At 38.5% G+C, this 26,246-nt stretch carries 22 protein-coding genes; 8 read left to right on the top strand and 14 right to left on the bottom strand.

Features of this window, described 5'->3' with window-relative positions; all coding sequences use genetic code 11:
- Nucleotides 1-247 precede the first annotated feature (247 nt).
- The 4 genes from Q0V26_RS04150 to Q0V26_RS04135 form a co-directional block, all read right to left on the bottom strand.
- Nucleotides 248-2,740, bottom strand: a complete 2,493-nt coding sequence (locus tag Q0V26_RS04150) for a DEAD/DEAH box helicase (protein WP_297478338.1) — start codon at nucleotides 2,738-2,740, stop codon at nucleotides 248-250.
- Nucleotides 2,741-2,743: 3 nt separating this feature from the next.
- Nucleotides 2,744-4,249 carry a Hachiman antiphage defense system protein HamA gene (locus tag Q0V26_RS04145; RefSeq protein WP_297478336.1) on the bottom strand — a complete coding sequence of 502 codons (1,506 nt, stop codon included), beginning with the start codon at nucleotides 4,247-4,249 and terminating at the stop codon, nucleotides 2,744-2,746.
- Nucleotides 4,233-5,267 (bottom strand): MBL fold metallo-hydrolase, encoded by a 1,035-nt coding sequence (locus tag Q0V26_RS04140; RefSeq protein WP_297478334.1) that lies wholly within the window; start codon nucleotides 5,265-5,267, stop codon nucleotides 4,233-4,235. The genes Q0V26_RS04145 and Q0V26_RS04140 overlap by 17 nt, the downstream gene beginning before the upstream one ends.
- 226 nt (nucleotides 5,268-5,493) lie before the next feature.
- A protein-coding gene (locus tag Q0V26_RS04135) for an IS3 family transposase (protein WP_297478332.1) occupies nucleotides 5,494-6,671 on the bottom strand; the annotation gives its coding sequence in 2 pieces (ribosomal slippage) (nucleotides 5,494-6,401 and nucleotides 6,401-6,671; 1,179 coding nt in all).
- A 329-nt stretch (nucleotides 6,672-7,000) separates the two neighbouring features.
- On the opposite strand from Q0V26_RS04135, the gene Q0V26_RS04130 reads away from it, so the two are divergent.
- A complete protein-coding gene (locus Q0V26_RS04130; RefSeq protein ID WP_363316459.1) occupies nucleotides 7,001-7,249 on the top strand; it encodes a YkgJ family cysteine cluster protein in 249 nt (82 codons plus the stop codon).
- A 30-nt stretch (nucleotides 7,250-7,279) separates the two neighbouring features.
- On the opposite strand, the gene Q0V26_RS04125 is transcribed toward Q0V26_RS04130, so the two are convergent.
- Both Q0V26_RS04125 and Q0V26_RS04120 read right to left on the bottom strand, forming a co-directional pair.
- On the bottom strand, nucleotides 7,280-7,525 hold the full coding sequence (locus Q0V26_RS04125) for a TIGR02647 family protein (RefSeq protein ID WP_107276370.1): 246 nt from the start codon (nucleotides 7,523-7,525) through the stop codon (nucleotides 7,280-7,282).
- Nucleotides 7,526-7,807: 282 nt separating this feature from the next.
- A complete protein-coding gene (locus Q0V26_RS04120; protein ID WP_080157973.1) occupies nucleotides 7,808-8,680 on the bottom strand; it encodes a TIM44-like domain-containing protein in 873 nt (290 codons plus the stop codon).
- A gap of 409 nt (nucleotides 8,681-9,089) precedes the next feature.
- Here Q0V26_RS04120 and Q0V26_RS04115 point away from each other — a divergent pair, with 409 nt between their 5' ends.
- From Q0V26_RS04115 to Q0V26_RS04105, 3 genes are all read left to right on the top strand, one after another.
- The gene (locus Q0V26_RS04115; protein ID WP_297478328.1) at nucleotides 9,090-9,494 is read left to right on the top strand and encodes a TM2 domain-containing protein; all 405 of its coding nucleotides are present in this window, start codon (nucleotides 9,090-9,092) and stop codon (nucleotides 9,492-9,494) included.
- Between the two features lie 190 nt (nucleotides 9,495-9,684).
- On the top strand, nucleotides 9,685-10,281 hold the full coding sequence (locus Q0V26_RS04110) for a TetR-like C-terminal domain-containing protein (RefSeq protein ID WP_297478326.1): 597 nt from the start codon (nucleotides 9,685-9,687) through the stop codon (nucleotides 10,279-10,281).
- A gap of 18 nt (nucleotides 10,282-10,299) precedes the next feature.
- Nucleotides 10,300-12,174 carry an MFS transporter gene (locus tag Q0V26_RS04105; RefSeq protein ID WP_297478324.1) on the top strand — a complete coding sequence of 625 codons (1,875 nt, stop codon included), beginning with the start codon at nucleotides 10,300-10,302 and terminating at the stop codon, nucleotides 12,172-12,174.
- A gap of 120 nt (nucleotides 12,175-12,294) precedes the next feature.
- Here the strand turns inward: Q0V26_RS04105 and menE are convergent, their stop codons facing one another.
- From menE to Q0V26_RS04080, 5 genes are all read right to left on the bottom strand, one after another.
- Nucleotides 12,295-13,719, bottom strand: coding sequence for an o-succinylbenzoate--CoA ligase (gene menE, locus Q0V26_RS04100; RefSeq protein WP_297478322.1), 1,425 nt, complete (start codon nucleotides 13,717-13,719; stop codon nucleotides 12,295-12,297).
- Nucleotides 13,707-14,681 (bottom strand): o-succinylbenzoate synthase, encoded by a 975-nt coding sequence (gene menC, locus Q0V26_RS04095; protein ID WP_297478320.1) that lies wholly within the window; start codon nucleotides 14,679-14,681, stop codon nucleotides 13,707-13,709. Before menC ends, menE begins: the two co-directional genes overlap by 13 nt.
- 87 nt (nucleotides 14,682-14,768) lie before the next feature.
- Complete coding sequence (menH, locus tag Q0V26_RS04090) at nucleotides 14,769-15,581, bottom strand: 2-succinyl-6-hydroxy-2,4-cyclohexadiene-1-carboxylate synthase (protein ID WP_297478318.1); 813 nt, start codon at nucleotides 15,579-15,581, stop codon at nucleotides 14,769-14,771.
- Nucleotides 15,565-17,298, bottom strand: a complete 1,734-nt coding sequence (gene menD / locus Q0V26_RS04085; protein ID WP_297478316.1) for a 2-succinyl-5-enolpyruvyl-6-hydroxy-3-cyclohexene-1-carboxylic-acid synthase — start codon at nucleotides 17,296-17,298, stop codon at nucleotides 15,565-15,567. Before menD ends, menH begins: the two co-directional genes overlap by 17 nt.
- Complete coding sequence (locus tag Q0V26_RS04080; RefSeq protein ID WP_297478439.1) at nucleotides 17,295-18,644, bottom strand: isochorismate synthase; 1,350 nt, start codon at nucleotides 18,642-18,644, stop codon at nucleotides 17,295-17,297. The genes menD and Q0V26_RS04080 overlap by 4 nt, the downstream gene beginning before the upstream one ends.
- Nucleotides 18,645-19,028: 384 nt before the next feature.
- On the opposite strand from Q0V26_RS04080, the gene Q0V26_RS04075 reads away from it, so the two are divergent.
- From Q0V26_RS04075 to Q0V26_RS04065, 3 genes are all read left to right on the top strand, one after another.
- Complete coding sequence (locus Q0V26_RS04075; protein WP_297478314.1) at nucleotides 19,029-20,243, top strand: pyridoxal phosphate-dependent aminotransferase; 1,215 nt, start codon at nucleotides 19,029-19,031, stop codon at nucleotides 20,241-20,243.
- Between the two features lie 167 nt (nucleotides 20,244-20,410).
- A complete protein-coding gene (yfbR, locus tag Q0V26_RS04070) occupies nucleotides 20,411-20,995 on the top strand; it encodes a 5'-deoxynucleotidase (RefSeq protein ID WP_297478313.1) in 585 nt (194 codons plus the stop codon).
- Nucleotides 20,995-22,362: an anti-phage deoxyguanosine triphosphatase gene (locus Q0V26_RS04065; protein ID WP_297478310.1), complete on the top strand. Its 1,368-nt coding sequence runs from the start codon at nucleotides 20,995-20,997 to the stop codon at nucleotides 22,360-22,362. The genes yfbR and Q0V26_RS04065 overlap by 1 nt, the downstream gene beginning before the upstream one ends.
- Nucleotides 22,363-22,643: 281 nt before the next feature.
- On the opposite strand, the gene Q0V26_RS04060 is transcribed toward Q0V26_RS04065, so the two are convergent.
- The gene (locus Q0V26_RS04060) at nucleotides 22,644-23,252 is read right to left on the bottom strand and encodes a tRNA-uridine aminocarboxypropyltransferase (protein WP_297478308.1); all 609 of its coding nucleotides are present in this window, start codon (nucleotides 23,250-23,252) and stop codon (nucleotides 22,644-22,646) included.
- A gap of 10 nt (nucleotides 23,253-23,262) precedes the next feature.
- Between Q0V26_RS04060 and rrtA the strand changes: the two genes are divergently transcribed.
- A complete protein-coding gene (gene rrtA, locus Q0V26_RS04055; protein ID WP_297478306.1) occupies nucleotides 23,263-23,805 on the top strand; it encodes a rhombosortase in 543 nt (180 codons plus the stop codon).
- 68 nt (nucleotides 23,806-23,873) lie between these two features.
- Here the strand turns inward: rrtA and Q0V26_RS04050 are convergent, their stop codons facing one another.
- A complete protein-coding gene (locus tag Q0V26_RS04050; protein ID WP_107276364.1) occupies nucleotides 23,874-24,170 on the bottom strand; it encodes a helix-hairpin-helix domain-containing protein in 297 nt (98 codons plus the stop codon).
- 135 nt (nucleotides 24,171-24,305) lie between these two features.
- The gene (gene ppiD, locus Q0V26_RS04045; protein ID WP_297478302.1) at nucleotides 24,306-26,198 is read right to left on the bottom strand and encodes a peptidylprolyl isomerase; all 1,893 of its coding nucleotides are present in this window, start codon (nucleotides 26,196-26,198) and stop codon (nucleotides 24,306-24,308) included.
- Nucleotides 26,199-26,246 lie beyond the last annotated feature (48 nt).

The raw sequence follows: 26,246 nt of genomic DNA, 5'->3' as shown, positions 1-26,246 counted from the left end.
TTTAAGATAATTATGTAGATAAGCGCTTGGTAATTTTTACGTAAAGATATTCTTGCTTTCTCAAAGAAAGTCCATTACACCGCTCAATCAAATAGTATCCTAAACCAGTCAACCTTGGCCTTTACCGATGTTCACAAATACAAAATAGCTTAGTCGTAACAACTTCTATAAAAAATGGTCTAGATAACACCTAGACCACTAAGAATAAACGTAAGACCTGACTTCATGAGTTCAATTACTATACAAACTAAAGATTACTTATCTCTGCAAAAGCAATACTATTTCTATCTAATTTAGATAACAATCCCATAGTATCAATTAACACAACAGTATTTTCATCAGTAAACTTGATAAAATCTTTATAGAATTTACATAATTCGGCAGCCACAGAGCGACTAAGACCATGATTTTGTAAAGCAATCTCAAACTTATCGTTTGTTCCAAGTTCTAGATAAGTCGAAAGATTAATACCAGAGTTCTCACCTCCTAACGCATTAACAAGATGCTGATAGTAGTGATTAACATATAACTCTAATGTATAACCAATATCATGTTCAATTGAAGCTATTACACCATTGATTATAGCGTTAACATGAGCTTTATTAGAGCTATCAAATTCTTCTGAAGGACTATTACGATTAACTTTTACTGTTAAACTATTCTCTAAAGAATTAGTAATAATTTCTTTCAAAGTAAAACCGTGGATCCATTGTTGCATAATACGATAAAGTCGATTAATTTGAGGCTTTGAGAACTTCAAATTATATACACTACATATCCTCTCAAGTAATGGATATGTATCTTTACCATTTAATGAACCTAGGATTAGTGGGTTCTCTTTTATATCAGATAGTACGTTGATATGACGCTCAATAGATATATTATGTCCAATAGAGAAAAGATTACGTGGTACTTCATTAATACCACTATTATTAAACTTTTCTTCTAAAGCTTTCATTAACCTACGATGAAACTTCTTGGGTACTAGATTAATTAGACTCGATGGATGAGGTTTACCTCTATACTCCATATAGTCAGATAGAACCATATTTGCAATCTGCTCCATTATACGCTCTTGCTTTTGCTCATTTAACGCCCCATCTTTAAGCACATTAATGATTTTTTGACCACGCTCAAGACGTTTTAGAGCCGATGTGTCGGCTTTTACCTCATTCTTTTTATCAACAAGATCAACGATGTTTCCCCAACTATCTTCGTTATCTTGAACACAAAAAATATTACCATCTAGTTCTTTCGTATATCTCCCAGCACGCCCAGCAAGATTCCAAAAATCTAGCTTATTTTTGTTAGTAATCTTTCCTTTAGTTTTAAAAGACCTCAAAAACAAATTACCTGTTGGTAAGTTAACGCCTTCAAGCAAGGTCGACGTACAAAACAAGTAAGATATATCTCTAGATTGATATAATGATTCAATAATACCTCTTACACTTTTAGGCAGGTCTGCATTATGGAATGCTACCCCCTTAAGCAATATATCTGAAAGGAAATAGTCTTTATGAATTAGCTCCTTTATGTTTTTTGATGCTGCGACTAGTTTTTCGTTACTCAAACTAGGTAAGCGCTCAGCAAATAATACTGCATCGTTTACCGAACCTGACTTTGAAGAGCAGTATATAAGTGACGAACTAGAAGATGATGTAATACTTCTTATAAAGCTAAACATATCTTGAGAGTCCAACTCTCGAGTATATGTACAGAACTCTTTACTTACTTCATTATAAAACTGACTGGTATTATTAATTAAATCTACGAAGAATAAATTTTGGGTTACTGGACCTTCAATCGCTTCAATTGAATTTTTACCATTAAAACCGAAAGACTCTAAGAAAATAGAAGGATTACTTATTACTGGAGAGCTAAAGATAACCTTACAATTTTTAAACCTATTAGTTGCTTCCTGAATAACCTTAAAAGATGTTACTGACCGCTCATCATCATCACCTAGTTTATGGGCCTCATCCACAATTAATACATCTATATTTAGTTCTATTTCACTATAAACTAAATTATTAAACCGCTCGGGAGTTAATATCAATATATTTATTTTATCATTTTGATAAGATTGTGCATTTTTCGATATATTTATACTAATCCAACCATTGTCTTTTGCTTTTTTTCTAATTTCCCTCATATATTCTTCAATAAGAACTTTAGTAGGTACTAATACGACAACGTTCTTACCATCATTAATACAACTAAATATGTAGTTTCTAATTATGAATGACTTACCAAATGATGTTGGACCTGAGAAACTAAAGCTATCCAAACTATTTAGACTCTTAAAAACTTTGTATTGTGAATCTGTTAATATTTCATTACCATAAGGTAATTTCTGACGATCTTTTTTAAGTATATTCCCAACCTCAACTTCATAGGGTAAAGGAAATTCTTTTTCACTAAATCTAGACTCTGAGATAAATAAACCAAGTTTAGTAAAAATAGAACGAGCTATACTACCTAAGTCAGTGTTTTTTTCAGACACACCTAAGAGTTTAACAATAATACGATATGCTAGAACTCTATATTCAGCTTTATCTGATAAACTAAAAATATCCGCATATCGACACAAATGGTCAGTATCTTTTGATACAATTAATGAGTCGATATTAATCTTACTATTTGCATAAGCAATAGATAATTTTTCGTATAGCTGAATAAAATGAGGACTTTTTATAGCGTCTGAAGTTAATTTGTCAATCAAGTTTATACTATGACTCATATATCAACCATTATTACCCTGATTTATTTTGGCATACATCAATTTCTTCAACTCTCCAGTCTCATTGATTGGAATTAGGTAAAGATAACAAGTTTTTCCCATGAAGAAATTATCATTGAATATAGATGAAATTTTTTCATACTTATCATTTAAGTGTTCTATGATTCTATCTTTAACAGCACATCTTTTATTATTCAAGACCCTCTCTCGGTATATACTTGGATCAATATCCACTATATAAGTGCTTAATAAACCAAAATTATATTCAATATGAGTATCATTATCAGGAAGGACTAACTTCGAAATCAGGTCAGCATACTTCACTGATAAAGATTGACTAACAAATTGTTGATCAAGCAACAGAGAACTTCCACTTATTTTGTTATTAGCCTCTTTTATAGAATTAACACAATTACTAATTGCTTCAATAAGCTCAGTATCACTAAAAAACTTAGTCATGATAAATTCGAATTGCTCTGGGAAAAACTCTCTCACATGTATTGAACTGAAATCATCTTGTTTGGTTGATTTATACAGCGTTGGAGCAGACAAGTCTGATTCAATCAAATTTTGTAATAAAGCTGGTTTACTATATTTGTCAGTTGGTTCAGATAGGAATGTACTGAAAGCTTGGAATACTTTCATATCATTGCCTTTCGCTAGCTCTACTTCTCTAGGCGAGAATACACTACGAGTCATATTACTAGTAAGAAGATCTACCACTTTTGATAAATCAAACTTATTTGAGTCTGTAAAAGGTAATGAATATACTTTTAATTTATTTTCATTCTCAAGTTCCTGCTCATAATAAAACTCAAAACAATCCTCAATGAAAGTATTGTTAATATCATGAGACAATAAACTGAAGTCACTATTAATTATCACTGAAGATTTAAGTGATAATTCATGAAGTAATTCACGAGTTATTATCTCTGCACCAATATCATTATTTGATTCATTATCAGTAAGTATAGAATGAATAAGTGGTCTACCTTTTTCATCTATTGAAAAAACTGGAGTCCCAGAGTACCCAGGTATGACCTTACTCTTAGGAAGGAACTCTGTAAAAGTAGGGCTTTTCAGATTGTAAAGTGCATATGACTCTTCTTTTATTCGTTTACTATCTAAGATCAAACTATCTTTATTATATTTCCAAATATAATATTCATTAGCATCAGAAAATGAGCATTTTAATAAATCTAAATCAGTTCTTTCAGACTCTAGTTCTAAGATAGCAACATCTGATTTATCTGATAAAAAATAATTACAAATATCTATTAGATTATTATCACCGAATTTAATTTTAACTTGAGAAATATTTACATATAATTGACAAGTCCGACAAGCATTATTCCCTTCAGATATATAGAGACAGCTAGGTTTATCCTCACAAATACTATGCTTTGAAGTTATAACATATTTACTCTTCCCACAAACGCTCTTAAATGCATAACCACTACTATCTAGAAGCCCAACTTTTACAGTAACAATATTATTTTGATAATTCATATTTAAACTCTAATATATCGTTAGTTGGATAATGACACCTACTAGAAAATGATTTTGTGAAGTTACGTATTAACTCACTATCCGATGTGAAATGTATAAATGAGTCTGGAAATCTTTTCGTTAACCTAGCAATGGTTTTCATTGAAGGGTGACCATAACTATTATCACCATCACTACAAACCACAAAGTTTTTACAATTAATCAAGTTAAAAAATTCTGGGCTATTATTATGTTCACTAGCGTGGTGAGAAAGTTTTACAAAATCAAAATATTGAGGTTGCTCTTTAGAAGCTAAATAAGCCTCAACTATATCCATATGACAATCACCAAGAAATAATAAACGAGACTCTCCATACTCTAATATAAATGCTAAAGAAGACCCATTTGGTTCCCTCTTGTCAGCATCGAATTTATCCTCTACCTCTATAGCTGTCAGTGCTTGTTCTAGAGAAGTATAAACAGTAGCATTCTTAGATGATTTTTTAGCAAGACGTACTTCTTCTTTTTTCTCTGCTAATTTCTTTTCTTTAATAGCCCACCTTTTCAACATACTCATTTTAATATCATTTGGGGAAATAAATCGTAGGGTGATATCTCCCAATTCAAGAACACTTGAACTACCGGCCTCAACCACGATACTCTCTATGGGAATATTTGTATCCTTTACCATCTTGTATAAGTTTAAATCTTGTCTATATGATGCCTTGCTAGAATTAACTAATTGCTCATCTTCTAATTCAGCGACACTGTTAAAAATTATTTTATTTATTGAAATAATGTCGTTTTTAATTAGTCCCTCAAAACCACCAATATGATCATCATCGTTATGCGTGAGAATAGCTAAATCAACTTCATTATTATTATTCAAGGTTTGAAATAATACTCTCGTAACAGTTGCTCTACCAACACCTTGACTTGGACCAGAGTCTACTAATATTTTCTTATCCGTCTCCAAATCAGTAATGAGAATACAATCACCGATACCTGCATTTATAAATTGGACTTTTAATTGGGACATATAACTAAACCAGAACTCTAAAAAAAACAGATAATTTTAACATTATATGCATAAGTACGCACTTGAATTAATAGAGTCAACTCGAAAATGTTAGGCTAATCACTTTTAATTTATTTCGACAATAATCTAACAATTAATAATTTAAGCCTTACTTTTTATTAACTACTAGTTTTATCTTTCAAAGATTATCAGATTACACCAAATAGAATACCTAGACATGAAGTGGTCAAGTAAAATTGGCCACTGATTTGTATTCATTATTAAATCGGCGTTCTGATTCATTAGGCGTCAAGCCACCGTTATATTGATGGGGCCTGACTTGGTTGTAATATCGGATAATGTATTTAGTGATCGCCACTTTAGCTTCATTCGATGAGCGATAACCCGCCGTTGGCATCCATTCTGTTTTAAAACTTCTAAAAAAGCGTTCCATTGGGGCGTTATCCCAACAATTTCCACGTCGACTCATACTTTGTGTAATTTGATACCGCCAAAGTAATCGGCGAAATTGTTTACTTGTATAATGACAGCCTTGATCGGAATGAAACATGACACCTTTAGGTGCCCCTCGAACTTCATAAGCCATCGAAAGGGCTTTACCTATTAGATCTGTATTGGGTGAGCCTGACGTTGCCCAGCCAATGACCTTACGAGAAAATAAATCAATCACAATAGCAAGGTACAACCAACGTTGTCCTGACCAAATATATGTCACATCGCCACACCAAACTTGATTAGGCTCAGTAACTGCAAACTGGCGATCTAATGTATTAGGGATATTTAGATGTGCATTTTCTGCTTTTTTATAACGATGCTTCTTAACCTGGCAACTAACTAACCCTAATTTTTTCATGACGTTAGTGGCTTTATATCGACTTAACGGCACGCCTTTAGTTGTAACGATACCTGCAATCGTTCTGGCTCCTGCAGAGCCACCACTAGCACGATGTGCAGCCTTCACTTCACTAGATAATAGCACTTGCTCTTTTGACTGCGTTTTGGGCCGTTTAGCCCAATATTTATAGCTACTGCGATGAATGTCAAAGACATTGCAGAGGATAGATACAGGATAATAAGCTTTTAATTCATCAACTAAAATGAAGTTTTGAATGAGTCCGAGGCCAAAAGAGCGGTTGCTTTTTTTAGTATTTCTTTCTCCATTTCAATCCGTTTAATCTTCTTTTCTAATTCACGAATTTTAAGCTGGTCAGGTGTCATTGGTGTTGCTTTGGGTGTAATCCCACCACGTTCATCTTTAAGCTGTCGAACCCACTTATCCATTGTTGATTTACCGACATTCATTGCTTCAGCGGCTTCTTTTACCGAGTAGCCTTGGTCTAAAACGAGTTGTGCAGATTCTAATCGAAATTCGGGTGTAAAATTAGGACGTATTCTTTTAGTCATTGTGTCACCTATTAAATTATGAGGTGATGATATCACCTCTAACTAGGTGGCCAAATTAACTATGCTACTTCAACAGGAAACACTTTGGGGAAATAGTTACTTAACACGTCATGGGAGAAATATAATTCAAGATGATAATGATTTAGTGGGAAATTTCGTATTTCACGGAATAATTATCAATTGATAAGAAAAAAATAAGCTTTTAGATTGTAAAGTTAGAAAAACACAACAGCATTTACTAAAAAAATCTATAAATTTTTATCAGAATGGTTTTTTTAGAAAAACAAAAATAACACTTACAAACACAAGCACTTAGCATTCATTTCTAAATATTAGAAATAGGGTATTCATTATGCTGTATTGCTCCGAGTATATCATCTTCAATTCCAGGAATGCTGAATGGTAAACCTGCGGGGGTACGTTGCGTGCAGTTAAATGAAAACAATTTATGCAAACTCTTTGGTCACCCAGAACGCCCAGCGGTGTGTCATAATTTTAAAGCTTGCTCTGATATTTGTGGTAATACCAACGAGCAAGCCTTAACAATTATTACCGAGCTTGAGCAAATAACCGAGTGATTATTGCTGTTTGCTTACTGAAGAATAATGCTATTCTTTGGCCGCGCCAGTCAGAATACGTAATGCATTTTTAGCATTTTCTACCACTTGATGGCCAGAATATGTCAAATATCCTCCATCCTCTTCAGTCACTAATCCTTTCGCATACAAACGTTGCGCTGCAGAGATAACAGTAGGACTTGCATCGCTATGAACCTTAATACCTTCCATATTGCTGTGCATAGGGAATTTTACCAGCAGATTCATTTCATCAACGATATCGGGAGTGTACAGCATAGTCACCTCTTAATATGGAAAATCCCAGTGGGATAAATAATCTATTATTAATATTAGCGTTTGTTGGTAAGAAAACTAGGTGCAGAGATCAATATCTGAAGATCTTTCTCTACCAAGATGAGATCCACGTCAAAAAATTGAACATCTATCAGTCATTAAGTTTCAGCGTTGTATGAAAAACGACCTAAGCTATTGAGAGATATAAAAAAGCCGCTTCACAAAATCATCATAATATATGAAACAATTTGCTATTAGCGGCTTTTTGACTGTTCTTTGTCGCGATTATGCTTGAATACCAACAATTAACCATGGTGCATTAGGTTTGCGTAAATCACGCTCTAAATGCCATACATCATTAATATCTTCTTCTACACCTTCAACGCTATCTTTATAACGGCCACTGAACTTAATACTTAACTGAGCCATATTTGCATCATGATCAGCACGTACAAGTTCTGCATCAACGTACATCACTTCTGTATGTTGTTCTTCAGACAGCTTTGCACGCTCAGCAGTTAAATCCACTAATAAAGCGGGAGACACGTACTCACGAATTTTTTCTAATTCGTTATGATTCCATGCGCCTTGAATAATACGATAATGATCACGCGAACCATTTAGGAATGCATTCATATTAAAGTTTGGCGGTAAGTTAAACGGCACATCGCTATCTGTTGATTCAAAACCAGATGATTGTTGTTGTGCTGCACCTTGGCGGAATTGTTGCTGTTGTTGACGTTGCTGTTGAGGCTGACGAGGAGAATTTCCAGCATAAGACTCACGGTGCCCCATCGGTGTACCTTTATTCGCACGCATTGCTTTAAATAGTTTAAACAATACAAAAGCAATCACACCGATAATAAGAATATCCATAAACTGGATACCATCAAATGCGCCACCAAAGAAAGCGGCTAACAAACCACCAGCAAGAAGACCACCTAACAAACCACCCATTAGGCCTTTTTTCGCCGATGATGCTGCGGTTGGATTTTGTTTACGAATAGTGTCAGTCTGTTGTGGTTGCTGCTTACGAACCGGAGCGGTTTTAAAGCTTTTACCAAATGACTTACCACCACCGAATCTTTTTGCTTCTGCATGTGATGCTGTAAACGACACAGCCACAATAAGAGCAAATACGGTAAAAAAGCGTTTCATAATAATCGATATACCTTCGTCATTAACTCTAAGCATCGTAGCTATTCGCTACAAAATGTCAATTTAATCACTCATTAAAATTGTTACTAATGTTTAACATTGCTTGTGGTTATTTAAAACAACACACTAAACACATAATAATCAGATAATTGATATTCATGATATGGACATTACTTATGCGTGATTTTCATATAATTAAACATAAAGAAATTTACTATGCGTATTTATTCGCAATAAATTGACCTAATACAACCTAAAAGGTGAAATTTCCAATATCATGCCATATATTATCCGCAGTAAACGTTTATTATTATATACTGTTTTTTATCGCACCAATAAAAGTTAACAATATCTGTTCAACAATGTTACTTTTATTAATTATTATGATCTTTTCTCAATGGAGCTAACTATGCAAGAGAACAATACACATAGTAAATTTGTGGGTTATTTATTGTGGATTTTTGGTTTTACAGGCGCTCATCGTTTTTATTATGGTAAACCTGTAACTGGTACTATTTGGTTTTTAACACTCGGTTTGTTTGGTATAGGCTGGTTAATCGATTTATTTTTAATCCCATCAATGAATCGTGAATCGGAGTTACGTTTTGCAAGTGGTGAAATTGATTACAACATTGCATGGCTACTATTAACCTTCCTTGGCGTATTTGGTATCCACCGTATGTATATGGGTAAATGGCTAACTGGTATCCTTTATCTGTGCACGTTTGGTTTCTTTTTAATCGGTATTCTAGTCGATTTTTGGACGCTAAATGATCAAGTCTCACTAGAAAATACAAAAAAAAGCAATGCTTAATATTTAAATGCGGTGATTAGTATTATGTCATATATGCACAGCCTCTTAAGGCTCCATCTATGTTTCAATAATACTTACATTTAGGGATGTTTATATTTTCACAATAGTTCAAGGATGAGAATAATTAAAAAAGCAGCTTATCACTAAGCTAATTATAACAATTGCAAACATATTTTAAGAGTATAATTTCATGGCAAGAAGAAATGACCACACCCGCGAAGAATTAGTAAATATGACTCTTGAGCAAGTCAAAATCTTTCTCGATCAACATCCACACCATGAACTAAGTTTACGTAAAGTCGCGGCGATGATTGGCTATGTTCCAAGTACCTTAGTTAATGTATTTGGTAACTATAATCTACTACTCCTTCATGCTATCGCTCAAACACTTGACGAATTATTCCAACAAGCTGAACTGTGTGTTCGTGAGTCAACGTCTTCCCAAGAAGCACTACGTAACCTTGCTTTCTGTTATCTTGATTTTGCAACCGCACATCCTTACCGTTGGCAGTTAATTTTCCAACATACAATGAATGGCGAAGACTTACCTGAGTGGCAAACAGAACGTATTGATAATATGACAGGTATGCTTGAAATGTTAATTGGTCAAATTAATGATGAAATGACAGATAAAGAAGTGCTTGAAGCAAGTCGAGTTATCTGGGCTGGCGTACACGGCATTACTTTATTAACTGTAGATGATAAATTATTTACTTCAACGCCCGTTGATGGTAAAGCATTGATCAATAATTTATTAGATACCTACCTTAATTCATGGCATAAATAATTTAACGAGAACAGCAGAATGTCCCCTAAGCCTCAGTCAAACCTGTTAACTAAACGCCGGTTTTTACCATATTTTCTGACACAAGCTTTAGGGGCATTTAATGATAATGTTTATAAAAACATTCTACTGATTTTTATTGCTTATGCCTCAATACACACACTTCCACTTAATGCTGATCTATTAATTAATTTAGCTGCGGGATTATTTATTCTGCCATTTTTCTTATTTTCAGCCTCAGCCGGTATTCTCGCTGATATTTATGATAAAGCGAAAATAATGCAAATAGTCAAACTCGCAGAAGTGATTATTATGTGTTGTGCTGCTATTGCCTTTATCTACCAAAGTTATCTTTCACTGTTATTTTTACTGTTTTTGATGGGCACCCAATCAGCATTTTTTGGTCCAGCTAAATATGCGCTATTACCGCAACACCTTAAAAAAGATGAATTAATCTCAGGCAATGCATTAGTTGAAACAGGAACATTTCTGGCTATTTTACTTGGAACAATTATCGCCGGCGTTATCGCGAACAGTGATAATAGCCGCTACATTGCTGCCGTTAGTGTGATTATCTTTGCTATTTTAGGCTATATTACTTCACTGGCTATTCCACCTGCACCACCAAGCCAACCTCATATCAAATTTCATTGGCGTCCATGGCAACAAACGCGTCATACCATGAAAATGGCTCAGCAAGATAAAATCATATTTCAGTGTATTATAGGTATTAGTTGGTTTTGGTTCCTTGGTGCGTGCTACTTAACTCAGTTTCCTAATTTTGCTAAATCCAATTTAGGTGGCCAAGCCTCTTCTGTTTCTTTCTTACTGACCTTATTTTCAATCGGTATCGCTATTGGTTCGATGTTATGTGATCGGTTATCACAACATCGCATTGATCCAGGTATCGTTCCTATCGGCTGTTTTGGAATCAGTCTGTTTAGTTTTGGACTCTACGCCATGACGCCTAGTGTTATTCCTGTCAGTAACTCAATCTTAACGTTCGTTGCACAACCCTCACTATGGCCTGTTTTTATCTCACTATTATTGCTTGGGGTCGCTGGTGGTATTTTTATCGTGCCGTTATATACCTTGATGCAACAACGTGCCAAAGAAGATCAGCGCGCTCAAATTATTGCAGCTAATAATATTTGGAATGCGGTATTTATGGTTATCAGTGCCATTGCTGGCATTATTTGTTTATCGTTATTACAGCTGTCTATCCCTCAATTTTTCTTAGTATTATCAGGATTAAACGGATTAGTCTTAATATATATCTATTTTCAAGCCCCTGATTTTTTCTGGCGCTTCGTAGTATGGGTCGTTACTCATGCTATGTACCGTGTCCAGCATTACAATCTTAACAAACTTCCTCAGCAGGGAGGCACATTACTCGTTTGTAACCATGTTAGCTATATGGATGCTCTGCTATTAGCTGGCGCTTGTCCACGCCCTATTCGCTTCCTAATGGATAAGAAGATTTACAACCTGCCGATCGTCAACACTTTTTGTCGTGCTTGCAAAGCTATTCCAGTTGATTCTAATGATCGAAAATCAGTTCTAACTGCGTTTGATCAAGTTGCTGACTACTTAGAACAAGGGGATATTGTGTGTGTATTTCCGGAAGGTCATTTAACACAGGATGGCGAAATAGCCCCCTTTATGCGCGGTATTGATTTGATCATTAAGCGTTCAAGTGTTGCGGTGATTCCCGTGGCTTTACAAGGATTATGGGGCAGTTATTTTAGTCGTGAAGGCGGATATGCCTTACTTAAATTGCCTAAACGTTTTTGGTCAAAAGTCACCATTGTTGCTGGAGATTGTGTACCATCAGAAACGACCAACAGCCAATTATTACGTCAGCAAGTGATGGAGTTACGTGGTGATAAACGCTAATTATAACGCGACCATTCGCGTTCAAATAAAACTAATCCCAATAAAGTTATCTATATAAAAAGTTAAAAATAAAAAGACGAAGCTATTATACTTCGCCTTTGTATTTCTATACGTTTACTTTTAGGCTTGCGAAGCCAACCACTTGGCTAAATCTGAACGGGAAACCTTTACATCTTTGGCAAAGCATTCAGGTAATGGCAAATAACGAATCGGTCGTTTATGTGGTACTACATTTTGCGACATATATATCACTAACTGACCGATTAAATAACTATCGAGTGGTTGTGCCGTGGCTAATATCGCGACAGGTCTAGCGCCAAAATCATGATCGTCTACTGGCAATACGATAACGTGGTTAACCGCAGCGTGTTGTAATAACACCAGTTCAATGTCTTCAGGTTGTACATTTTCACCTCCAGAAATAAACATATTATCGGCACGACCTCGAATAAATAATTCATCATCATGCCACTCGCCTAAATCTTTGGTTGCAAACCAGCTATCATCGTCATCACAGCCCAATAACGAAAAAATCGTACGATTTCGGTAGTAACCTAGGCATAAGACTTTGCCACGTACCCAAATTTCACCATCACGTAAAATAAGCTCACGATTCGGTAAAACCATCCCGACACCCGTACTGCTATTGGCGCGTTTAGCGGTTATAGTTGATGCCATTTCTGTCATGCCATAACCACTCCAACATTCAATACCTGCTTGTTCTGCTGCTTTGGTTAAGCTGACAGGAATTGTAGCCCCACCTAATAATACCTGTTGTAGTTGGTGATGGCGTGAATATTCAGAATCAAGGAAGCGTTGCAATTGGGTTGGCACCAATGAAGCATGACTTACCCATTGTAATGCTTGCTGCTGTAATGCTGGTTCCACCAAGATGATACGAGCACCACGGTATAGCCATCGCCAAACAATCGCTAATCCTGAAATATGAAATAATGGCAACGACAATAGCCAGCTATCGTTAGCAGTAAAAGTCATTTGCTTTAATAACCCACTCGCACTCGCTAAGTGCGATTGCGGATGGTGAACAACAGCTTTAGGTGCCCCTATTGAGCCAGAGGTTAACGTTAATGACACCGGGCGATGTTCTTGCCACATTACAGGAATAATGCGCTCAGACGTTATCTCGGGGGTCAAAGATAACGTAGATCCGGGTAATAGCTCAGCCACATCCATATCTGGGCACCAAATATGATCACTACCAAGTGCCATCAGTTGATTATTTAACGCCTTAGATGGCAATTTAGGGTTCAGTCCAACATAACGAGCACCAACCCTAACAATGGCTAATAATAGCCATAACACATCGATACTATTTGGTGCAACCACCGCAACCAATTGATCACGCTTAACCCCTTGAGCCACAAGTCGTTGAGCATAAGTTTCAATATTGGCGGTAACTTCAATCCAATTCCATGTAACCGCGCCAGCATCTGCATCACCTAATGCAATCGCAATTTCGGTTGGTCGTTGCTCAGCCCAATATTGCCAAGGCCACATTTGAAATTCTTCGGTTATTTGTGCCATACAATGTCTAATTCAGATAAAGAAATCACTGGTAATTCACAACCAGGCCATGACTGCATTAATTGAGCTTGAAATAATTGCATAGTGTCTAAACCAGGGATCACATTGGGTGTTTGCCATTGTGCTAAACGTGCCAATTGATTTAACCCTAAACTTGATTCAAGACTAGAACTGATCACCGCGATCAATCCAACAACATGTGCTTGCTCGATCAATGCAATGCATCGTGCAAGAGAGCCAATTAAAGTAGGTTTAATAATAATCGCGGCTACGCCTGGTTCAGCTTTTACTTCAAATCCAGCATCACGTACTGTTTCATCCCAAGCAATATTGATTCCAGTTTGTTGAGCAAACGCTAAACTGTCACTCGGTAAACGGCAAGGCTCTTCTAAAAAGGCAATACTGCTACGGTGTTCAGGCTTAACATATTTCGCAAATTGTTGGGCTTTTAATGGTGTCCATTGACGGTTTGCATCAAGTCGTAATTTCATATCCGGAATCGCTTCAAGTAGCATATTCGCCACAATGCCATCACGCACGGCTTCATACATACCCACTTTAATCTTAGCCACTTTATCGCCTGGCGTCTGATTAAACCGTTCCACTAAATCATCAGGATCACCACAACATAAAGGTGCCACTAAATAATTACCCATAACCGGAAGTTCTGCGGCTAACTCAGCCATCGCACAACTAATGCCAAAAGCAACAGAAGGGAAGGCAGCATCTAAATCAAGTGCTTCACCGGCAACCCATTGTGAGAGTAATTGTTGTGCTTGCTCGCCCGCTTCTGTAGCAGTCTCAACACTAAACTCTGGTAATGGCGCAATTTCACCATAAGCTAATTGTTGATCTTGGCATAACTCAACCACCCAACCTTCACGTGTAACCAATCGTTGGTCTCGTAAAATAACTCCAGAATCCATTGGAAGTTGGTATTGAAATAACTTAGCGCTGCGCATTACATTTCCTTATATTTTACTAAAGCTGTATCTAACAAACACTCTAGCCAGAAAACAGAGTCTCTTATTTACTTTATAACCTTATTATTAACCAAGAAAGGCTAATAATGCCGTCGTAAAAGCAACAGGTTGTTCAATATGAATATTGTGACCCACATTATCAATGACTGTCACGGCTAAACCACAAGCCGCAGCTAAGTCTCGAAACTTAGTATCATGCTCACCACAAAGATAATGCACTGGAACAGAAAGCTGTTGTAATTGAGGTAATAATTGTGGCTGTTTAGCAAGCGAGGTCGCCAACATCATTTTAGCAATACCAGCACCTAAATTATCACTTCGTTTAGTAACCAAGGCTTGTCGCTGTGCTGTCGTCAATGATGTAAAAACGGACTGTTGATACCAATCTTGTAATATATCGATTAATGGTTGCTGAGCAAACCGTGCCGCCCAACGCTGATCATGTTGATAGCGAGGCTCTCGTTCAGCACTTGGTAATCCAAAATGCCCGCCTTCAAGCAACACTTTAATTAATCGAGGTCCATTCGAAGATACAGAAGGATCAGCGGCTAATGCACAAGCATGATACATGGCTAATCGCGCCCCCATCGAATACCCAATAAGCACGTAATCAGTAACACCTCGATGAGCTAAGGTTGTGTTCAGTGCGTGATAAATAGCATCAAATCCCCCGTCTAAAGCTGCGGCTGTCATATCAACATCAACAAACGCACTCAGCCCATGACCGGGTAAATCGATGGTCATACATTGTTGAGTCATGGCCAGTTGGCTAATTACATAGCGCCAATCATGACCATTACCCAATAAACCATGCAAAAAAACTAACGTCGGTTGATTGGGATCGGCTTTAGTACCAAAAGTCTCAGAATAAAGTAGCATGCTCAACCTCAGCAAATAATGCCTTTAACATTGCTCCAGCTTCACCCGCTGGCGTTTTAATTTCAACCAGGGTTGTACCTATATGTGATTGACCATTACGGATAGCTGTTTCAGCAGCATTCAATGAGGTTGGTGCGCAATACTGTAAACCGAACATCGCTGCCGCATGGCTAAACTCAAACCCATGAGGCATGCGATAAAAATCATCTTTTTGCTGATCAGGCACAGGCAACATATCAAAAATACCACCACCATCATTATTGGTGACAATAACCACAATCGGGTATTGATGTTGATTCAATAGTGCCAATGAATTGAGATCATAGAGTAGCGAAGTATCGCCAATCAGACACACTAATGGCGCTTTACGAGCACGTTGAACACCTGCGGTAGTCGCAATAAGACCATCAATGCCAGAAGCACCACGATTAGCAAATGTCACGGTTAAGGGTAATTTAGCGCACATATCCAACAATCGAACAATCATGCTATTACCCAAAAACAATTCGGTTTGAGGCGCTATCCACTGCATAACTTGTGCGGCTAAGCCTAATTCAGAAAAACGGTTACTGAGAGCTGCAACAATATCAAAATAACGTTGCGATGCTTCAGCTAACGGCAGTGCCCATTGTGAATGTAATGACTCGGTTGTTAACGCTATTGCTGCTTGCGCCCATGCATCAATATTGGCTTGAATACGTTGACTACGGCGATGATGAGAGTCTAATCGTCCAGCCAGCGGATCAATCAGTAAAAACGCCTGCCACTGATGCTGACCAATAAACTGTAATAACCGTTTTGAAACGATACGGCCACCAAATTGCAATAACACCTGTGCTTGTTGAAGATGATGCTGACAGGCACCGTTTTGTAACCACCCATCAAAACCTGCAAAATCACTGCTGCCACCCGCTTGTGGATCCACCAGCAATGGCCAGCCTAACGTAGAGGCTAATTGTTGCACAGTTTTAAGCTCACTCGCCGATAATCGTCCAGCAACAATCACCCCTTTTTGAGCACACAATGTTTGCCATTGAGTCGAATCAATTGTTGCTGTCGCAGAAGATAGCACTGCGTGGTGTTGGCAATAGGGTGTAGCGTCCAGCTGCCATTGAGCAACAGGCGCAAGATACTCACTAAAATCAACATCATCGCCATACAGTGGTTCAGGATAATGGCAGTTAAAATGTACCGAACCACCCTGTAATTGTTGTTGCTGCATCACATCATCAACAGCACACAACAACCAATTAGGGTCAATATCCAAAGTCGGACTAGGTACATCTAAAAAATGGCTTACATGATCAGAAAAGATCCCATGTTGACGAATCGCTTGATTAGCACCACATTGAATTAATTCAGCGGGGCGATCAGAGGTTAACAATACCAGTTTTTCACCAGTAAGCCCTGTTTCAGCCACTACGGGTAATAAATTCGCGACCGCAGTACCCGATGTAACAATAACTGCTACCGGAGATTGAGATGCTTTAGCTAAACCTAAAGCTAAAAAACCCAAACCTCGCTCATCAAAATGGGTATGAATCGTAAGTTGCGTTAGTTTTGCTGCCGCTAACGTCAATGGTGTCGAACGAGAACCTGGCGCAATACAGACATGCTGCACACCCAGTCTCATTAACTCTTCAAGCATTAAGCTTGCCCAACAACCATTTAATGCAGCTCGGTATGATTGGCTCGTTGTTAATGGTGGCTGTATCATGCGCTTTTATATCCCATCTTATCCATAATATTCACATCATCAGAACATGGTTGTTCAAACAAACTGCACAAGGTGGATGTTTTGCGATCGAGCTCTTTCCATTCACTATCGGCAACAGAACCTGGAACAATACCCGCCCCTGCAAACAAATGTAAATCATCACCACTGATCATCGCACTACGTATCGCGACACAAAACTCACTGTGTTTTTGTCCAATATACCCCACAGCACCGCTATACCAACCACGGGCAAACGGTTCGTGATCAGCAATAAAATTTAACGCCGCATCACGGGGTAAACCAGCAATGGCCGCCGTTGGCTGTAGGCTATCAAGTAGATTGGCACTAAATACAGCATCATTAAGCTGACCATCAATACTGCGTTTTAAATGCTGCACTTTGCGTAACTGCACCAATTCAGGCACTGGTGCAACATTCATTGATTCACACTGCGGAACCAAACGTTCAACAATATCATCAACTACTAAGCGGTTTTCATAGCGATTTTTTGTATCCGCCAATAACCACTGTGCCAATTGTTGATCTTCTTGAGTATCGGCTCCGCGTCCAATCGTGCCCGCCAATGCTTCAGTTTGTAATGCACGCTCATGACGTTGAAATAAACGCTCAGGTGTCGACCCGACAAAACAATGCTCAGCATCTAGCGCCATTAAAAAATGGAAACTATTGCTATTACTGGCGCGGCTAGCTTTGAGTAATTGGGCGGGCAATACGGGATGATCAAGTTGCAATGTTGTCCGTCGTGCCAACACCACTTTTTCAAATTCATCGTTAGCAATCCCCGTTAATGCTTGATCAATCATGGTTGACCAGCCTGCAAAGTCAGGGCTATAGCTACGACTTAAAATACGGCTATCAATATCGGTGACGATGTCAGGATTGATAACGATTTTTTGCAGCATTGCTAGCATACGAGGTTTATCGTCGCTCAAATTGGCCGCAAGATGCCATTCGCCATCAAAGCGAATGATTTCAAGTAATGGCAAAAAGAAAAAAGACGATAAACAGCGTCGGTTACGATCAGTATGTCCATCAAAAGAACGTCCACCCCAAACACGCTGATCGTCATCAATGACTTGCTCAGCGATGAGTGGATCGGTAAACGTTTTTATCTGCCCTAAAGCAACCACTTCCTCACGACAATCTCGAGATTGCCAATAAAATTTAGGAAATAAAGATTGCGCATCCATCCAATCAATTAAATCAGTATTTGCAGGCAGTTCTAATTTCACTAATAATCGTTGAGTTGTTACTGATGCTTGTTTAATGTTAGCAATCAATAATGCAACAGCTTGTTGTAACGCAGTCAAGATAACCTCGCTCAGCTAAATATCACCAATACGGCTCATCCCTGGCTGAAAGATAAAAATATGCCAATCATGGACATACTTGGCTCTTTGCTGATAATCGTTCTTATTTCAATGGCTATTTAGCTAAAAAACCATTGATTATCAGCAAAGACAAATGATCTGAGTATTCTACCTCACTCAATAGCATCTGACTAATGAAGTAACATCATTCCTTTTGGCTATATTTCAGCATAAATGGCTGAACATTAACAATAACTGTAGTTAATACCACAGCCAGTATGGGTTCGAAATAACACAAAAAACTATTTTTCCAAATTTTATCCTGAAAGGTGTTCCTTTAAACTGGTTTTATAGTGTAATTTGTGAGGATACCAAAAATTATCATCAGGAAAGTATTATATGCAAAATTTCGGGATGTCATCCAAGCTCAATAATGTTTGTTATGACATACGTGGTCCCGTTCTTAAGCATGCAAAACGCATGGAAGAAGAAGGCCAAAAAATACTTAAACTTAACATTGGTAATCCGGCGCCATTTGGGTTTGATGCCCCTGATGAAATTCTGGTTGATGTGATCCGCAACTTGCCAACATCACAAGGTTACTGTGATTCAAAAGGCATTTACTCAGCACGTAAAGCCGTTGTACAACATTATCAAAAAATCGGCTTATTAGACCTTGATGTTGAAGATGTTTTTATCGGTAATGGTGTCTCTGAATTGATTGTAATGGCGATGCAAGCATTGCTTAATCATAAAGATGAGATTTTAGTACCATCCCCTGATTACCCATTATGGACGGCCGCAGTATCACTTTCTGGTGGTACCGCTGTACATTATACCTGTGATGAGCAATCTGATTGGTATCCTGATCTTGATGATATCAAAAAGAAAATTGGGCCTCATACACGTGGTATTGTACTGATCAACCCTAACAACCCAACTGGTGCGGTTTATAGCCGTGAGTTTTTATTAGAAATCGTTGAAATTGCACGTCAGCATAATCTGATTATTTTTGCCGATGAAATCTACGATAAAATTCTCTATGACGGTGCCAAACACACTTCGATTGCGCCATTAGCACCGGACGTATTTTGTATCACTTTTAATGGCCTGTCTAAATCATACCGAGTATGTGGTTTCCGTGCCGGTTGGATGGTGCTATCTGGCGCAAAACATAAAGCAAAAGGCTATATTGAAGGCTTAGAGATGCTGTCTTCTATGCGCTTATGTGCCAACGTGCCAATGCAACATGCGATTCAAACCGCATTGGGTGGTTATCAGAGTATTAATGAATTGATTTTACCCGGCGGACGCTTACTCGAACAACGCGATAAAGCATATGATTTATTGACGCAAATCCCTGGAGTTTCATGTGTAAAACCCAAAGGTGCGTTATACCTATTTCCAAAGCTAGATCAGAAAAAATTCAACATTGTCGATGATCAACGCTTTGCTATGGACTTCTTACTTCAAGAAAAAGTATTAGTGGTTCACGGAACGGGCTTTAACTGGAAACAACCGGATCACTTCCGTATTGTAACGCTACCGCGAGTCGATGACTTAGAGCAGGCAATGATCCGTCTTGAGCGCTTCTTGCACAGCTATCGTCAATAACACGACTATTACTTATCGTCGTTAACAATACACGATTATCAGCCTCGGTTTATTCCCGAGGCTTTTCTTTATTTGCACAGTTAAACCATTCACAACTAATTCCCCCACCAAGCCAACAGTATTGGTATACTCAAGCCATCAGTATTTTAGCTATAGGGAAATATCCCATGGAAAAAAGCCATTTTTTTGCTCATCTCGCGCGGATGCGTTTAATTCAACGCTGGCCATTAATGCGCAGTGTTGAGACTGAAAATATTTCAGAGCACAGCCTTCAAGTTGCTTTTGTTGCCCATGCACTGGCACTTATTAAAAACCGTAAGTTTGGCGGCAATGTTAATCCTGAACGTATTGCATTATTAGGCATGTTCCATGATGTCAGTGAAGTGATCACGGGGGATATGCCAACACCTATTAAATATTTCAATCCCACCATTGCTGAAGAATACAAAAAAATCGAACTGGCGGCTGAACAAAAATTACTGTCGATGCTACCGAAAGAATTTCATGATGATTATGCACCGTTAGTTGATAGCCACAAATTAGATCCTGAAAATGCAGCCATCGTTAAACAAGCCGATACTTTATGTGCTTATCTCAAATGCCTAGAAGAATTAAGTGCGGGTAATCATGAATTTACTAAGGCAAAAAAACGCCTAGAAGAAACCTTAGCTGAACGCCGCACACCTGAAATGGACTACTTTCTTACCACCTTCGCCGATAGCTTTAATTTAACGTTAGATGAGATCAGCTAATGACAGCCTTTATTATTGATCCTTGCTGGCAACAACGTCACAGCGACGAACAAAAAATGCGTCGAGATGATCACCGCTCAGCCTATCAACGTGATCGTGCACGAATCTTACACTCAGCCGCATTTCGACGTCTGCAAGCCAAAACTCAAGTGCATGGTGCGGGTAATCATGATTTCTACCGTACCCGTTTAACCCACTCGCTTGAGGCCTCACAGATAGGCACCGGCATTGTGGCGCAGCTAAAATTAAAACAGCCCCAATTCCACTCGTTACTCTCATCAACTAGTTTAATGGAAAGTCTTTGTCTGGCGCATGATATTGGTCATCCGCCTTTTGGCCATGGTGGTGAAGTCGCATTAAATTACATGATGCGTAATCACGGTGGTTTTGAAGGTAATGCGCAAACCTTCCGTATCGTTACTTTACTGGAACCCTACACTGAACATTACGGCATGAACCTCTCTCGGCGTACGTTATTAGGGCTGCTTAAATACCCAGCATTACTGAGCCAAACAACAGCAGTAGAACGCGCTGCGGATGTGATGAACTTTCGTCATTTAAAAGCCAAGCAATGGCACCCAGCAAAAGGTATTTATGATGATGATAAAACGGTCTTTGATTGGGTGTTAGCACCATTATCAGAGCACGATCGTCAATTATTTAAACAAATGCGTAATCACTCACTACTACCCGAACAACATAATAAAACCCGCTTTAAATCACTGGATTGTTCAGTCATGGAGTTAGCGGATGATATCGCTTATGGGGTTCATGATCTTGAAGATGCAATCGTGATGGGGATCGTTAATCGCGATCAATGGCAAGAAGCTGTCGCATCAAAAATTGCTGAATGTGGTGATCCATGGCTAGAGCAGCGAATTGGTGAGATAAGTGAACATATGTTTGCTAGCCATCATCAACGTAAAGATGCGATCGGCGCGTTAGTCAATGCTTTACTAACCTCAATTAAAATCGCACCAACACTGCAAGATGGCTTACACAGTTTTGAAGAGCCATTATTAAAGTGGAATGCATTTCTGTCACTGCCAATGGAAAATGCATTGAATGTGCTGAAACAATTTGTCAGTGATTATGTGGTTAAAAAGCCTGAAATTCAGTTACTAGAATATAAAGGACAACAATTAATCATGGAATTGTTTGATGCGTTTGCATCAGATCCTGAACGCTTACTACCAGAAGCTACCCGTAAGCATTGGCAACATGCGGTCGATAACGGCGACAATGAGATGCGGATCATCGCTGATTATATTTCAGGTATGACAGATGGCTTTTCGCAGCGACTGTATAACACTCTGTTCCAGCCATCAATCATGCTGGAAATAGGTAACGAAGGGCATGGAGTGTAGAGAGACTTTACAACGCGTGGGTAGTAGATTCCCTATCTCGTTCGTAACCTCACTGTAGGGAATGACGGGGTTGGGCTTTGCATTCACTCAGGCCATTAGCCGTCATCCCGGAAGTTGAGGCACGAGGCTATCCGGGATCTATTCATCACGAACTTGAGCTTTAAAGACACCAGTGAAAACCGTATATATAACCACAGTAACCTACAACACACGGATAGTAGATTCCCTATCGCCCTCGCGGGCATTCACTGTAGGGAATGACGGAGAAATTATCCTTTCCCTCACAAATAATTCTTCTCAAACACCCCTTGTGGCATTTGCTTGATCTGAAAATCTATCATGTGATTAAAGGTAGTTAGTAAAGGCATAAATTTATCAACATCAGCTTCAAACGCAGATAGGGCTAAATAGCCGGCTTCTACGGTTGATACGCCCTGCTCTTTGGGTGATTTGCGAATACGATAATTACCATTGTCTGCATTGTCTAAATTAACTAGCGGCAAATGGTGTAAATTGGTTGCCAACAACCACATTTTATACGCTTTTTTCCACGTGCCATCTAATAGAATAACCGTTTGTAGACGTTGCTTATTTGCCATTGCAGCAACACTCGATATCGGCACCGAACCTTCACCGGGATAGACGACATACACATCACGCTCAGGATCAGCCAGTAAGATATTAAGTTCATCATTATCAGAAAAATCTTCTCCAACCCAAAGTCGGCTATTTGGTAGAGAAAGTGATAATATTCTTGCTGTACCTATCGCACGTTTAATTTCAGATGGATGCTGTAAGATCCAGATTTCCGTTGTTGCTGTGATGTTTTCAATCCAGTGGCAAATACAAGCTTTTTTTGCCTTACCACAGTATTCACAATACCGACTCATTGAGGTTGCCTTGTCTATTCGCAATTACATTATTATCGCATTAATTATAGGGATTATTGCTCAAATCCCCCAACTACAGCCACTGTTAGTATGGGATCGCCAAGCGATACTTAATGGCGAGGTATGGCGGATCCTAACAGGAAATATTACCCACACCAATTGGATTCACCTCGCTATGAATGCGGGTGCATTTATTATTATCAGCTTTATTTTCCGCGCCCATTTTACACCGCGTTATTATAACTTATTAATTTTAAGCATCAGTACCATCATAGGTTTAGGACTCTTTGCCACACAGATTACTTGGTATGCAGGGTTTTCAGGCGTATTACATGGCTTATTTGCATGGGGAACGGTACGTGATATTCAAACTAAAACCAAAGGCGGTTGGTTGTTATTTGTCGGGCTCATAGCCAAGATAGGTTGGGAACAATGCTTTGGCGGCTCAGCAAGTTCAGCTGAATTAATAGGGGTACAAGTTGCCACTCAAGCCCATTTAATAGGGGCTATATCTGGTGCAATTATCGCGCTTGTCACAACCCGTAAAGCTTAAATAGTGCTCAATAAAAACGACAGGCGCTGGTGGCCTGTCGTAATAAATAAAGCCTATATAATTGTTCACTACAACTTAATGCGCTTACGATTTTTATCGACTGTTGACACACCAATACCTTTGACTTTTGCAAGATCATCAGCAGAAGCAAACTTGCCATACTTAATACGATATTGAATGATATTTTCAGCTTTATCCGGCCCTATTCCTACTAATAACTTATCAAGCTGTTCGGCATTAGCATCATTAATATTCACAATAATATCAATACCTTTGTGCTGATCAGGATTGGCATAAGTTACAGGGGCTAATACTAGTGTTCCCGCTACAACGATGGCTTTAAACAGCTGATATTTTATTGTCATGTTCATTCTATTCCTTTTGAAAGTGAACACGAATAATATGCAATTGAACTCCTATTGAAATGACAGTCGATATTTTTTAGTCAAAAAAAAGACGGGCCGCACAAAGCGCCCCGTCTATTTACATTACAGTTTCAATTAATCTTTCGATGCGTCTTGCATTGGGTAGCTAATCTCAGCTGATTCACGCAATGTTTTTAGCGTCGCAGCTAGATCTTCTTGAGCAAACATCTGCCCAATTTGCTCTGCAAACTGACTATTTACTTTTTCGCCAGCCAACTTCATGTTAACAACTTTATCAAGCGCGATAATTTCAACATTACCGTTTTTATCACGAGCCATGCCGTAAGTTGCTTTATCTGCTGTTGGTTTAGGTAAACTAAACGCGACATTTGAAATGTTTACATTTGGACCTGAACGATTGATTGTTTGTTCGCCAGAAAAGCTGAAGCCATCTTTAACAACAATATCATTCTTACCTTTACGAAGATCAGCAATGATCTCATCAGCTTTAGCTTGTGCTTGTTGTTCACCTTTTTGGTTCGCAACCAATGCATTCACCTTAGCAGCAACGTCTTTAAACGGTAATACCGCTTCAGCTCGCGCATCATCAACACGTACCACAATCACATGCTCAGGACCCACTTCAATTACGTCAGAATTCATACCATCATCATGAACCTCTGGGCTTTGCAGTGTTTCTTGAACTTGTTTGTTAGCCAACACACCTTTTTCAGCCGCTGGTGTGATATAGCCAGTGCTAACAATCTTAGCATCAACAGCTTCAGCTGCAGCATCAAGTGAATCTGGAGATTCAAAGGCTACTTCAGCTAGCTTACTTTTCAACTTATAGAACTCGTCAGCCGATTGCTGTTGTTGTAATTCAGCAACAATTTTTGCTTTAACATCAACAAATGGTTTTACTTTTCCAGCTTTAATACCATCAAGTAAAATGATGTGGTAGCCAAATGATGACTTCACAAGGCCAGACATATCACCAGGCTTAGCAAGGGCAAAAGCTTCTTGCTCAAATGCTGGATCCATCATGCCTTTAGTGAACCACTCTAATTTACCGCCATCTTTAGCACTGAACGTATCATCAGATGATTGCTTAGCAACTTCAGCAAAATTAGCGCCACTTTGTAGCTTAGCAAGTAATGCCTCTGCTTTCGCTTTGGCAGCCGCTGTATCACCTTTAATTAAGATGTGGCTAACTTCACGCTCTTCAGCAGAACTAAACTTAGCTTGATTATCTTTGTAGTACGTTTCAGCAGCTTGCTCTGATACTTTAATATCTTTGGTTAAGCTTTTATCTGATAGCTCAACGTAAGATACTTTGATCTGTGCTGGTCGAGTAAACAAATTCGGGTTTTGATCGTAAAAATCTTGCGCTTCTTTATCGGTAACTTTTACTTTTTGAGTAAAGTCAGCAAGGTTTAATGTTAATGTACGAACAACACGTTGCTGTGATTCAAGCTTACGTAGCTCATCAGCTTCATCGGCTAACACAAAGTCACTACCTTGTAGTGCTGAAAGGAATTGCTGACGTAGCATGTCTTTACGGATAGTTTCTGCAAACTGATCAGGAGTAAAGCCAGCACGGCGCAATGCCATGTTGTATTGCTCGTTACTAAATACACCATCAACGGCAAATGCAGGCATCGCAAGAATTTCTTGTTTTACTTGTGCATCGCTAACACTAAGACCAAGTTTATTAGCACGCTGTTGAATAAGTTCATCATTCACCATACGATCTAATACACTTTGACGGAATTGCTTCACATAAGCGGGATCGCTCATCAAAGTTGAAAAATAATCGCCCATACGCTGCTGCATACGGTTACGCTCACTTTGATAAACTTGCTCAAATTGACGTTGGCTAATATCTTTACCGTTAATCTTTGCTGCAACTTGCTCATTTCCACTCGCCAGATAACTGCCGACGCCAGCAAATACAAAAGATAAAATAATTAGGCTTAGAATAATCTTAACCCAGATGCTGTTAGCGCCTTCGCGCAATCGCTCCATCATAATCTGCCGTCTCTCCTACTGTTCGATCTGGCTCGGTTTCGAACTACT

This window comes from uncultured Photobacterium sp. (assembly GCF_947039875.1).
Lineage (GTDB): Bacteria > Pseudomonadota > Gammaproteobacteria > Enterobacterales > Vibrionaceae > Photobacterium.
Note: the sequence above shows the minus strand (reverse complement) of the source record. Positions and strands in the feature narration are given on the sequence as shown.